Raw genomic sequence first — 13,532 nt, 5'->3', positions numbered from 1 at the left:
ACTTTTTATGAAACTTTACCCTATACAATGCGGAAATTTTAAATTAGACGGCGGTGCTATGTTTGGTGTCGTCCCGAAATCTCTTTGGGAACGTACTAATCCTGCAGATTCTAAAAATTTAATTGAACTTGGGACTCGTTCTCTTTTGGTGGAAGATGGCAAAAAACTCATCTTAATTGATTGTGGTTTAGGAAATAAGCAAGATGAGAAGTTTTTCGGGCATTATTCGCTTTATGGAGACGAATCTTTAGACAAAAATTTAAAAAAATTCGGGTTTGTAAGAGAAGATATTACCGATGTTTTCTTGACACACCTTCACTTCGACCATTGTGGTGGCGCAATCGAATGGAATGATGACAAATCAGGTTACAGACCTGCTTTTAAAAACGCACAATTCTGGACCAACGAAAATCATTGGCAATGGGCAACTGAACCCAATCCAAGAGAAAAAGCAAGTTTCTTGAAGGAAAACATTTTGCCAATGCAAGAAAGCGGACAGTTGCAATTTTTGCCTACTCCAAAAACGGGAAATTATGGTTTTGCACCTGATTTGAAAATGGATGTGATCTTTGTAGACGGACACACCGAAAAACAAATGCTTCCTGTGATTCAATATCAAGAAAAAACGATTGTTTTTGCAGCAGATTTAATTCCAACAGCTGGACACATCCCACAAGTTTACGTGATGGGATATGACACGAGACCGCTTCTTACCATGGAAGAAAAAGGAAAATTTCTGAAACAATGTGTAGAGAATGAATACTTACTGTTTTTCGAACACGATGCTCATCATGAATTGGCCAGTCTAAAAATGACTGAAAAAGGCGTGAAGCTAGACGAAACGTTCAGTTTTAACGAAGTTTTTGGGTATTAATTTGCGGGAAGTTAGAAGATGGAAGTTGGAAGTTTACATACTGGAAAAAAAATCATCGGAATTACAGGCGGAATAGGAAGTGGAAAATCTACGGTTTCTAAATTTATAGAAGAGTTGGGATTTCCTGTATATGATTCTGATTTTTGGGCAAAAGAATTAGTGAATATAGACGAAAATCTAAAATCTAGAGTTATCGAACTTCTTGGCGAAGAATCTTATGATGAAAACGGAAAATACAACCGGAAATTTGTTGCAGAAAAGGTTTTCGAAAATCAAGAATTGCTTTTAAAACTGAATCAAATTATTCACCCTGCGGTGAAAATACATTTTGAGAATTGGGTAAATGCTCAAAACGCTGAATTTGTTTTTAAAGAAACGGCTTTGCTTTTTGAATTAAAACTGAATGAAAGTTGCTATCAATCTATTTTAGTTACTGCTGATGAAAACATCAGAATAAAAAGAGTGATGGATAGAGATGGCAGAACATACCGAGAAGTAAAAGAAATCATCGATAAACAAATGCCTGAAGCGGACAAAGTGAAATTAGCGGATTTTGTGATTCAAAATAATACTGATTTAGAGTCTTTAAAGGAATTTACTCATCAAGTTATAGACGAGTTACAACGAATGGATTTGTAAATTCTAATTTTCTAAAAATAAAAAAACCTTGAGACGAACTCAAGGTTTTCTTTTTTATATCATCTAAGATTATTTTTTGATAAATTTCATTTTAGAAGTTGCTCCTTTTTCAGAAACTTCGATGAAATAGACTCCTTTTGCAAGAGTAGCTACATTGACTTTATTATTGGTCACTTTTCCTTTTGAAATAAACTGACCTGCAACGTTATAGATGGCAAAAGTAGCATTGTTAGATACTTTGGTAATATTTAAAACATCGTTTACAGGATTAGGGAAAATTTCTGTTCCCAATTTATTTGCTTCTTTAGTTCCTAACATACTTCCTAAAACGAAGGCGTATGAAGCTTCGTCAGTACTAAATGTAGTATTTACCATAACTGTTCCTGTACTTGTTGTCAACTTATAATAACCACTTCCGTAATCACAGCAGAATCCATCACCCCAACTATCATAAATTTTGAAAATATAACATTTATTATTAGTTAAATTAAATATGTAATTTTTCACTGCTGGCATTCCTGTTTCTTCATCTGTATATGTTTCACTTGCACTTGAATATAAAGTATTCCCTGCTCCATCTACTACTTCCCAATACGTTTCTGAACCGTAAGCATCTAATTGGAGTTCTAAATTAACTTGAGTTGTAGTGAAGCTAGGCGTAGAATCATAAATTAGAGTATTGGTATTATTAGAAACTCTACTGTCTAATGCAGAATTTACTGTATTTATTGTAACCGAAATGTTATTATTGCTAAGAGCAGTTCCATTTAAACTAATAGGAATTTGCGCTTCTGCATTAGTGGCTAAATTACCAGTCCAACTTTGATTGTAAATCACCCCTCCATCATTTACAGAAATAACAGCAGAAGTTAGAGCATTATTTCCTCTATTTATTAATCTAATTTGAGCTTTCTGAGGGAAAGAACAATCTGTATTATAAATAAACTGCACTTTAACTTCTGCATCATTACTTACCAAGGTTACTGGAGTAAGTGCATTAGAAGTTAATAATTCTTTTCTTCTTGGTGAATTAGCTAAAACGGCATTAAATCTATCAACTTGGTTAATTGTGAAAATATTCATACATGTATCACTTGTATAATCCATGTAATTTTCGAACATTTCGTCTGCTGTAGGAGGTAAGCAAGTATTTGTTTTAGGATGTGTAAAACATCCATAGTTCTCAGTCTTATGAATTGGAGTATCTGCTACGTAATCTGTTCCGCAATTTTCATCTCCCCAAATATGACGTAAACCTAACCAATGTCCTATTTCATGAGTTGTTGTTCTACCATAACCGTATGTAGGATCTAAATTAAAACTACCATCATCATAATCCAAATTTCCAAAAAATTGATGTCCAATGACTACTCCATCTGTATTTGCTGTAAAAGGCGGATAATTTAATCCATCTAATGTACTTGCTTCAGGAAACTGAGCATACCCTAGAACTTCACCAATATCTGTAATTACATCAGGTGTAACCCAAATATTTAAATATTTTGTAGGATCCCAAATTGTACTAGGTTTTAAAACAGCTTCTATTTGTGTATCTGTCCATGAATTAACATTAAAAGAAATTCTATCAATTCCATTTGTAGGATTTCCATTAGGATCTCTTACCGCAAGTGCAAATTCTATATTAGCATCTGCACCAACTGGATTAGTGTTATATCCTTTAGTTCCTGTTTTTTTTCTATAATCATTATTAAGCGTAGTAATCTGAGAAATTACTTGTGCGTCGCTAATATTAGTTCCTATCCCTACCGCTTCCCCTTTATTAATTACGTGCACAACTACTGGTATAGTTTTTATAGCAGAAATTCTGTTATTAAAAAATTTTTTCCTGTTAATTTTATCTGAAATCCAATTTTCAAAACCATCAGTATTAGCTCTTCTGCTATTTTTTTTCTGAAGATTTTTTTCGTATTCAGTAGAATAACATCTTATATATCCATTCGGTGATTTACTTACTGTTTTTTTTGTCTGAGCCGAGATATTTATTGATAATAATCCAGCCATTAGAAAGAATAGAATTTTCTTCATCTACATAAATTTTAATTATTTTTTTAAATTTAAAGGGTATTAAAGTTATACACTTTTATTCAATTATTTAAAATAAATTACATTTTTTAAAAAAAAAGTAACATTTTTACAATCTCAATAAAAACTTGCTAAAATTGATACGCTAAATTCCAGCTAAAGCCCACATTAAATTTAGTAGAGCTTTTGCCAAAACCAGGCACAATCATAGGAGTCATCCCTTCTTGTTTGGTAGAATAAAATAAAAATCTTGGTTGCGCATTTACATCTACATATAAATTTGATTTGAACAACTGAACTCTTGCTCCAGCAAAACCTTCTAACCAATAGGCAGATTGATTCACTGATGGAAAGGCAAGATATTGGTCGCTGCCACCAAAACCACGAATGGGAACTTTTTTGTATTCTTGACTGTAAAAACTTGCGACCATTTTTGCTCCCGCATAAAAACCATTATCAGGATTTTCGGTATCCATAGAAAGCATGTAATATCCTCCTAATTTTCCGAAAAATCCGTTTGCAGTAGCGTCATAACCATTTTTCTGATAAATATTTTTTTCAAAACCTACATCTACAACTGCGTGAAGATTTTTCTTAATCTCAGAAGAAACATATCCTTGAAATAATTTTCTATCGCTAAAAGTAGACAACGCAGCATTCAGTACATCTACTCCTACTGTAAAATTGGGTTTATATTGATATTTGGTTTTTACTGAATCTTTCTCTTGAGAAAAACCCAAACAAAAACTAAAAAACAAGATAAAGATGAGCTTTGTTTTCATTGATAATCTGATTTTGATTGAGTTCTACTTTAGTGACTGGATTTGCAGTTTCAAGAGTTCCAGAAAGGTTTTGATAAAGTCTTTTGAAACCACAAGCTGGCGAAACATATTCAGAAGTGGTATTATAATTCAGTTTTATTTTAGAAACACTGCCTTTTTTAGTTTTTCTCACGTATAATTCTGTAAAACCTGCATCATCTACCCGAATTGGAATCAATGCAGAATCTACTTTAGCGGCTTTTACTACCGTTAAAATATTATTATTACCATAATCTACATCTAAATAAAGCGAGTCTAAAGTCAGCACTTTATTATCTGCACTTTTAAATTTAATTTTTAGTCGAGGTGTAGCTTCTCCGCTTACGCAAACATCGTCATCGTTTTCGCAAGAAGTGAGGAAAAAACCCAATATCAAAAAGGGAAAGATTAATTTTTTCATTTTTTAACGAGGAAATAATATTCTGAAAACGCCTATTCAACTTCAAAGTCGGTTTCAGATATTTAACTTACTATTTTGATTTTTCTTATTTTAAATTTCTAGAAAAATCTCTTTTATAAAACAAAGTTCACCATTTTCTGGAAATGATGAACTTTATTTTTCAATTATTTTACTTCTAAAGCTTTATCTATCCTATAAACCAAATCTTCTAAATGATATTTGGTCACTGCGTCTTGTGCATTTTGTGCATTTTTAGAAGCATCTGCTTTTATTTCTCTTAAAACTCCTCTGGTTAATGATTTCACATCAGAATTATCAGAAATCGTCTCTGCATTTCTGCCAGTGCTTGGTTTACTTGCTTGAGTTCTCGCAATTAAAGTTTCTACAAAATTTTTCTGTAAATTTCTTCTGTAAATATCAATTTTAGAAGAAGATTTCAACTCAGAAAATACACTGTTTTTAATATCTTGAAGATAATTATACACAGCGTAAGCATTAGCATCTAAAGATTCTCCTTCGTATAATTTATTCAAAACACCTTCGCTTAAAACTCTATTGAGCACTGTTTTTTGAAGATTTTCTACCACTTCTACTGGCGATTTATCTATTTTAGTTAAAACAGAAGTTTTTAACAACCAATTTGGAGTGGTAAATACATTTTCTGATAAAAATTTCAAAGCTTCTTTTTGTTCTGATTTAGAAACCAATTCATAAATAGCTCCTTTTTGTTCTACCATTTTCGGCGTTTCTTTTACGCCACCAATGTATTTAGAAACGTGACCTAAATATCTAGCAAACTGACCAGAAACTTGAGTAAATCTATTATTAAGACTGCTGTAATCTTCATTTGGTTTTGTACTCCATGCTTCTATGTTTTCCATGATTCTCTGAAGGTTTTTCACTCCATATTTTCCTGCAAGCATAGGATTATCTCCTACTTGTTCGCTTTGAGAACGCGGATCATAAGGATTGGTTTCTGAACCGAACCAAAGTCTAGGATTTTGTAATTTTTCCATCACCCATTTATTAAGATGAGCTTTTTCTTTTTCTGGTGAATTATAATTATAAAATCTTCTGTAACCCCATTCTATTGCCCAATCATCATAGTCACCAATTCTTGGCATTAATCCAGCTTCACCTACATTATCTTCTGGCTGTGCTACGTAGTTAAATCTCGCATAATCCATAATTGAAGGAGTATGACCATTGGCTTTTAACCAAGATTTATTTCTAAGATTTTCTACAGGAACCGTAGAACTAGACCCGAAATTATGTCTCAAACCAAGAGTATGTCCCACTTCGTGTGAAGAAACAAATCTGATTAACTGCCCCATTAATTCATCATCAAAATCTACTTTTCTAGCTCTAGGATCATTAGGTGAAGCTTGTACGAAATACCAATCGTTCAACAATTTCATTACATTGTGATACCAATTGATGTGACTTTCTAAAATCTCACCAGTTCTAGGGTCTGCAATTGAAGGGCCAGAAGCATTAGGAACATCTGAAGGTTTATAAACGATAGCCGAGAATCTTGCATCTTCTAAACTCCATTCTGGATCTTCTTTTGCATTCGGAACTTTTGCATAAATCGCATTTTTAAAACCTGCTTTTTCGAAAGCTTTTTGCCAATCATTCACTCCTTGAATTAAATAAGGAATCCATTTTTTCGGAGTTAAAGGATCAATGTAAAAAACTATTGGTTTTTCTGGCTCTACCAATTCTCCTCTTTTATATTTTTCTAAATCTTTCGCTTTGGGTTCAAGTCTCCATCTTTTTACTAGAGAAACTCTTTCTACGCCTTGAGGATTTTCATCAAAATCTGTATAACCTACTGTAAAATAACCTACTCTAGGATCGAAATATCTGGCCTGCATTTTATTTTCTGGCAAAAGAATAATTGAAGAATTAACTTCTACCGTATAATTTCCGCTCACTTCAGGTTTTGGAGCACCTGGAATTGGCGAAGCTTCTCCTGCACTTCTGTTGTAGGTTTTAGTAGTGTTAATTTCAATATTGGTAGGGAAAGATTTCACGAAATTGACAAAAGATTTATCTTTTTGAAAAGCGCCCACTCTAAATCCTTTCTTGAAACGAGTATCAAAAGAAACCACATCATTATCTGCATTGATAAAATCTGTAACATCTATCACGGTAGAGTTTTTTTCTTTACCGAAAGCTTTAATGTCAAAAGCTTGTTCAATAGAATTTACGTTATTTCTCATCACTGTTTTATACATTGCAGAGGTAGAATCTTTAGCATAATCTACATAAGAAATAGAGCGTAAAAACACCTTATCATTTGGTCCTTTTTCGAAACTGATGACGTTTTGACTGATTTGATCTCCCGCATAACCTACTGTTCCCATTCTCATTTCGGCACCGGCTTTGGTCAATCTGGTGACTACCAAAAATTCTTTTTTCAGTGCTTTATCAGGAATTTCGAAATAGTATTTGTCTTCTACCTTGTGAACGGTAATAATTCCTTCATCGCTAACTGCTTTGTTGGTAATTACTTTCTCGAAAGGTTGAATTTTTTCTGGTTTTTTGTCTTTTGGTTTTGCAGTGTTTACGGTGTCTTTTTTAGCTTTTACATCTACTTTTACACTGTCTTTCTGTTGAGAAAATGCGCTCGCTGACATCATTAATGACAATGCGCAAAACAAATTCAGTACATTTTTCATTCGATATTTTAATTTTTTATTTGGTTAAAATACCTCAACTATAAGATAAAAAAATTGAGGATTCTGTTTCGAACCCCCAATTTAGTTATTTTTTTATTAATAGCGCTATATTTTCTACATGATGTGTCTGCGGAAACATATCTACTGGCAAAATCTTCACCACATCATAATGTTCCTTCATCAGTGCTAAATCTCTAGCTTGAGTAGCAGAATTACAGCTAACATAGACAATTTTAGGCGGTGCTAATTTCAGAATTTGTTCTACCACTTTTTGGTGCATTCCGTCTCTAGGCGGATCGGTAACCAAAACATTTGGTTTTGGATGATTGGCTAAAAACTCTTCGGTGAAAACGTCTTTCATATCGCCACAATAAAACTCGCAATTATCCAAACCATTGAGCTTAGCATGTTCTTTTGCAGCATCTATCGCTTCTTGAACCGATTCTATCCCGATTACGTATTTTGCTTTTTTGGCAATATATTGTGCAATTGTTCCTGTTCCTGTGTATAAATCGTACACCACATCATTTTCAGAAATTTCTGCGAATTCTAGTGTTTTTCTATACAAATTCAGCGCTTGTTTATAATTGGTTTGGAAGAAAGATTTTGGTCCTATTTTAAATTTCAGCCCATCCATTTCTTCATAAATGAAACCTTCGCCGAAATAAGTCTGTACATCTAAATCATAAATAGAATCATTCTGTTTCGGATTGATGGCATAAACCAAAGTTTTAATCTGTGGGAATTTCTCTAAAATATAATCGAATAATTGTTCTCTGTTCTCCTTCTCTTCTCTGTACAATTGGAATAGAACCATCCATTCTCCTTGAGAGTTTTGACGAAGCATTAAAGTTCTCAAAAAACCTTCTTGATTTCTTACATCAAAAAAATCTAACCCTTTATTGATGGCATAATTCCTTACAGCTAATCTTAAATCATTAGATGGGGCTTCTTGAAGGAAACATTCTTGTAAATCTAAAATTTTGCTCCACATTCCTGGAATATGGAATCCTAAAGCATCTTTATTCCCAAAATTTTCTTCGGAACTGATTTCGTATTGAGTAAGCCAACGAGCATTAGAAAAAGAAAACTCCATTTTATTTCTGTAGAAATATTCTTGCTCTGAACCGAGTATAGGCAATGTTTCAAAATTTTCGATTCCACCGATTCGTTTGATATTGTTATAAACTTCTTCTTGCTTGAAATCGAGTTGTTTTTGGTAAGAAAGGTTCTGCCATTTGCAACCACCACAAACTCCAAAATGAATGCATTTTGGCTCAACTCTGTACGGTGATTTTTCTAAAATTTCTACTGCTTCTGCTTCGAAGTATTTAGATTTAGATTTTTTCACTCTGGCATTTACTACATCACCTGGAACCGCACCAGAAACTAAAACCGCTTTTCCTTCCTCAGTTTTTCCTACGGCTACACCTTTTGCACCAGCAGTAATTAATTTAATATTTTCTAAAATAATGTTTTTCTTTTTCTTACTCATAACGATGCAAAATTAATGTTTTAAAACTAATTTTCAGTGTGTTTGTTGATTTTCATAAATTCTGAAAAAATAAAAAGCGGACTAAAGTCCGCTTTTTGATATGATATTTTTATCTTTTTTAGTGACCGTGACCATCATTTGCAGAATGCTCAGTTGGTGGAGCCATCATTTCTGGAGTTTGAGGAATTCCAGTTGGAGCTTGTAAACCAGAAGCTTTGTTCAATCCATCTACCAAAGCTGGGTCTGCGATATTTAGGTAAGTTTTACTAGAAATTTTACCGTCTTTATCAATGATGATGAAACTTGGCATTTTAAATCCGTATACTGCAAATTTCTTAGCAATTTCAGATTTCATACCACCCGTTGCATAATAATTATTTCCTTGAATTCCTGTAAACATCGCTTTAGAAGTTTTCACGAATTGGTCTTGAGTATCATCTAAGTTAATGAAAGCAAAATTCATTTTTGAACCATAGAATTTCACCATTTCTTTAAGAACAGGCAATGTGCTTTCTGTGATGTAAGGATTCCAAGAAGCGTAGAACACTAATGCTGTAGGTTTTCCTTTAAGATCTGCTAAAGTTATTTTACTGCCATCTTGCTTTACTAAACTTAAACCAGAAACATCTGTTCCTTGCTCAAGTCCGTAAATTGCTTCTTTTAAATTTTTCAACTCTGATTTGATTGCAGAATTTTTGATTTTAGTATCTAAAAATTTGAAAACTTCTTGTAATTTAGGATTAGCAGGCTCTCTTAAATCATATTGAGCAGCTACAGCAGCAAGAAGATATTCTTTAGTTTTATCTGAAACATCTTTTTGGGTGTCTAAGAATTTAGAGAACATTTGCACATTAGAAGTAGGAGCAGCATTCTTTTGTCCTTCGAAGAACTTTTGGAAAGATGCACTTAATTTACTGATAACGTAGTTTCTGTAATTAGGCATATCTTCTACATAACTTTCGTTTTCTAGACTTTTTTGGAAATCTAATAATTTAGCTCCTGCTTTGTATTTTGGGTCATTAGTAGCTGGACCATGCATACTTTCGTACTGAGAAGAAATCATCAATAAAGTTACATCTAGTTCTCTTTTATTGAATTTTTCTACATCGCTGTCTGGTTTTTTAACCTTAGCGATTTCATCCATTTTTTTGGTAATATCACCTTTATATTTTTCTAATTCTTTTAGGAAATCTTCTTCTTTTTTAGAAATAACAGATTGGTCTAATTTAGACATATATTGGTTAATGAATTGCTGAGATTCCATTAAGTATTCTGTGTTTCCTTTAGCATCACCAGTAATTTTCATTCCTTGAGGGAAAAGCATCGCTTCAAAGTCAAGATTTACTTTGTCGCCACCTTTTAGATAAAGAAAACCTGTGTTTCCTGCGTAAGTAATTACATAAACTCCATCTCTAGGAATTTCTATGGTTTCTGAGAAATTTCCTTTGGCATCTACACCAAAATTAGCAAGCGGTAAAGTTGCAATTCCTGAAGCATCTATAATTTCTAATCTTTCTAATGGTGAGCCATTAGTCACTTTACCATTTATGGTTACTTTGCCACCTTTAGAACATGATAGCAATAAAATGGAGAATAAGAATAATAAAAAATATTTTTTCATTTCTTTAAAAAAGTTGTTTTTGTTTTTAATCACGCAAAAATATACTTTTAGTTTTATTTGCAGAAAAAAACTTTGTGTTTTGGGAAAGTTTTAACGAAAAATCACCTCAAAGAAAGAGGTGATTTTTAAATTATTTCATTTATAAGGTTAATCTACTGTAGTAAATTTAGCCGCAAGAAATTCTCTGTTCATTCTAGCGATGTTTTCTAGAGAAATTCCTTTAGGACATTCTACTTCGCAAGCACCTGTGTTAGAGCAGTTTCCGAAGCCTTCTTCGTCCATTTGTTTTACCATGTTCAGCACTCTTCTATTTGCTTCTACTCTACCTTGTGGTAAAAGAGCAAACTGAGAAACTTTAGCACCAACAAATAGCATAGCAGAACCATTTTTACAAGTTGCTACACAAGCTCCACAACCAATACAAGCTGCAGCATCCATAGCTTTATCTGCATCTTCTTTTGGAACTGGGATTGCGTTTGCATCAAGTGTATTTCCTGAAGTATTTACAGAAACGAAACCACCTGCAGCCATAATTCTGTCAAATGCGCTTCTGTCTACTACCAAGTCTTTAATTACTGGGAACGCAGCACTTCTCCAAGGTTCAATAGTGATGGTTTCGCCATCTTTGAACATTCTCATGTGCAATTGGCAAGTTGTAATTCCTGTATCTGGACCGTGAGCTCTACCATTAATGTACAAAGAACACATACCGCAGATTCCTTCTCTACAATCGTGGTCGAATGCCACTGGTTCGCTTCCGTTATTTACCAATTGTTCGTTTAGCATATCTAGCATTTCAAGGAAAGAAGAATCCGTAGAAACATCTGATATTTTATAGGTCTCGAACTGACCTTTTGATTTATTATTTTTCTGTCTCCAAATTTTTAGAGTCAGGTTTAATCCTTTTTTTGCACTCATTTTTTAAATTATTTTATGGAGATTATTTATAACTTCTCGTTTTCACTTCAATATTCTCGTACACCAATTCTTCTTTGTGCAATACTTCGGCGTTGATATCATCACCTTTGTATTCCCAAGCTGCTACATATTTGTAGTTCTCGTCATCTCTTTCTGCTTCACCTTCTGGAGTAGCGTGATCCCAACGGAAGTGACCTCCACAAGATTCTTTTCTTTCAAGAGCATCTTTCGCCATTAATTGACCTAGTTCTAAGAAATCTGCCACTCTGAATGCTTTTTCAAGCTCTGTATTCATTCCGTTTGCTTCTCCTGGAACTTTTACATTTTTCCAGAAATCGTTTCTGATTTCTTCTATTTCTTTAATCGCTTCTGCTAAACCTTCTGGAGTTCTACCCATACCTACTTTGTTCCACATTACATTTCCTAGTTTTTTGTGGAAGTAATCTACAGAGTGAGTTCCTTTATTAGTTAAGAAGAAGTTTACTTTATCTTTAATTTCTTTTTCAGCAGCTTCAAATTCTGAAGAATTGGTAGGAATTTGTCCTGTTCTGATGTCTGCAGAAAGATAATCTGCAATCGTGTAAGGCAATACGAAATATCCGTCTGCTAAACCTTGCATTAAAGCAGATGCACCTAATCTGTTTGCACCGTGGTCTGAGAAATTAGCCTCACCTATTACGAAACAACCAGGAATAGTACTCATTAAGTTATAATCTACCCAAACTCCTCCCATGGTATAGTGAACTGCAGGATAAATTTTCATAGGAGTTACGTATGGATCGTCTGCTGTAATTTTCTCATACATTTGGAATAGGTTTCCGTATTTTTCTTCCACCCATTTTTTACCCAAATCGTAGATTTGTTTTTCAGAAGGATTGTGAATATTTTTCTCAGTGGCAGCTTCTCTACCTTTTTTCATAATTTCTGTAGAGAAATCTAAGAATACACCTTCTTTAGTATCATTATTTTCGATTCCGAAACCAGCATCACATCTTTCTTTAGCGGCTCTAGAAGCTACGTCTCTAGGCACTAAGTTACCGAATGCAGGATATCTTCTTTCTAAGTAGTAATCTCTGTCTTCTTCTTTAACATTTTCTGGTCTAAGTTTTCCTTCTCTGATTGCTTGAGCATCTTCTAATTTTTTAGGAACCCAAATTCTACCAGAGTTTCTAAGAGATTCAGACATCAAAGTCAATTTAGACTGTTGTGTTCCGTGGACTGGAATACAAGTTGGGTGAATCTGTACGAAACATGGGTTTGCGAAATACGCTCCTTTTTTGTGAATTTTCCAAGCTGCAGAAACATTAGAACCCATCGCGTTAGTAGAAAGGAAATATACGTTTCCGTAACCACCAGAAGCAATTACTACAGCGTGAGCAGAATGTCTTTCGATTTCTCCTGTTACTAAGTTTCTTGCGATAATACCTCTAGCTTTACCATCTACCATTACTAAGTCCATCATTTCGTGACGGTTGTACATCTTAATTCTACCTTTACCGATTTGACGGCTCATTGCAGAATATGCACCTAATAGTAATTGCTGACCAGTTTGACCTTTTGCATAGAAAGTTCTCTTCACCTGAGTTCCACCGAAAGAACGGTTATCTAACTGACCGCCGTATTCTCTACCGAAAGGAACACCTTGTGCTACACATTGGTCAATGATATTTGCAGAAACTTCTGCTAATCTGTGTACGTTAGCTTCTCTTGCTCTATAATCTCCACCTTTGATGGTGTCATAGAATAATCTGTAAACAGAATCACCATCATTTTGATAATTTTTAGCTGCATTAATACCACCTTGAGCTGCAATAGAGTGTGCTCTTCTTGGTGAATCTTGGTAGCAAAAAGCTTTTACATTATATCCTTGCTCTGCAAGAGTTGCCGCAGCAGAACCACCAGCTAAACCAGTTCCTACTACAATAATATCTATTTTATCACGGTTATTTGGTGCAACCAAATTCATGTGTGCTTTATGATTTTTCCATTTGTCTGCTAAAGGACCTGCTGGAATTTTTGAATCTAATTTGCTCATAA

The 13,532-nt window shown here is 33.8% G+C and carries 10 protein-coding genes; 2 read left to right on the top strand and 8 right to left on the bottom strand.

The features are described 5' to 3' along the window. Positions 1–7 precede the first annotated feature (7 nt). Complete coding sequence (locus KKQ76_RS00300) at positions 8–874, top strand: MBL fold metallo-hydrolase (RefSeq protein ID WP_213190571.1); 867 nt, start codon at positions 8–10, stop codon at positions 872–874. 18 nt (positions 875–892) lie between these two features. After that, positions 893–1,513 (top strand): dephospho-CoA kinase, encoded by a 621-nt coding sequence (gene coaE / locus KKQ76_RS00295; protein WP_213195310.1) that lies wholly within the window; start codon positions 893–895, stop codon positions 1,511–1,513. Positions 1,514–1,582: 69 nt separating this feature from the next. Here coaE and KKQ76_RS00290 read toward each other — a convergent pair whose 3' ends face one another. The 8 genes from KKQ76_RS00290 to KKQ76_RS00255 form a co-directional block, all read right to left on the bottom strand. Next, positions 1,583–3,559, bottom strand: coding sequence for a M43 family zinc metalloprotease (locus tag KKQ76_RS00290; protein ID WP_213195309.1), 1,977 nt, complete (start codon positions 3,557–3,559; stop codon positions 1,583–1,585). 128 nt (positions 3,560–3,687) lie between these two features. Beyond that, entirely contained in the window at positions 3,688–4,338 is a 651-nt protein-coding gene (locus tag KKQ76_RS00285; protein WP_213195308.1) for a DUF6048 family protein, read from the bottom strand. Continuing rightward, complete coding sequence (locus KKQ76_RS00280) at positions 4,304–4,777, bottom strand: DUF6452 family protein (RefSeq protein WP_213195307.1); 474 nt, start codon at positions 4,775–4,777, stop codon at positions 4,304–4,306. The genes KKQ76_RS00285 and KKQ76_RS00280 overlap by 35 nt, the downstream gene beginning before the upstream one ends. A gap of 164 nt (positions 4,778–4,941) precedes the next feature. Next, positions 4,942–7,422 (bottom strand): zinc-dependent metalloprotease, encoded by a 2,481-nt coding sequence (locus tag KKQ76_RS00275; protein ID WP_213195306.1) that lies wholly within the window; start codon positions 7,420–7,422, stop codon positions 4,942–4,944. A gap of 124 nt (positions 7,423–7,546) precedes the next feature. Beyond that, positions 7,547–8,956 (bottom strand): 23S rRNA (uracil(1939)-C(5))-methyltransferase RlmD, encoded by a 1,410-nt coding sequence (gene rlmD / locus KKQ76_RS00270; RefSeq protein ID WP_213195305.1) that lies wholly within the window; start codon positions 8,954–8,956, stop codon positions 7,547–7,549. A gap of 118 nt (positions 8,957–9,074) precedes the next feature. Then, a complete protein-coding gene (locus KKQ76_RS00265; RefSeq protein WP_213195304.1) occupies positions 9,075–10,577 on the bottom strand; it encodes a TlpA family protein disulfide reductase in 1,503 nt (500 codons plus the stop codon). Between the two features lie 147 nt (positions 10,578–10,724). Continuing rightward, positions 10,725–11,495: a succinate dehydrogenase/fumarate reductase iron-sulfur subunit gene (locus KKQ76_RS00260; RefSeq protein ID WP_213195303.1), complete on the bottom strand. Its 771-nt coding sequence runs from the start codon at positions 11,493–11,495 to the stop codon at positions 10,725–10,727. 22 nt (positions 11,496–11,517) lie between these two features. Continuing rightward, positions 11,518–13,530, bottom strand: coding sequence for a fumarate reductase/succinate dehydrogenase flavoprotein subunit (locus KKQ76_RS00255; RefSeq protein WP_213195302.1), 2,013 nt, complete (start codon positions 13,528–13,530; stop codon positions 11,518–11,520). Positions 13,531–13,532: the final 2 nt, after the last annotated feature.

This window comes from Cloacibacterium caeni, assembly GCF_907163105.1.
GTDB lineage: Bacteria > Bacteroidota > Bacteroidia > Flavobacteriales > Weeksellaceae > Cloacibacterium > Cloacibacterium caeni_A.
Note: the sequence above shows the minus strand (reverse complement) of the source record. Positions and strands in the feature narration are given on the sequence as shown.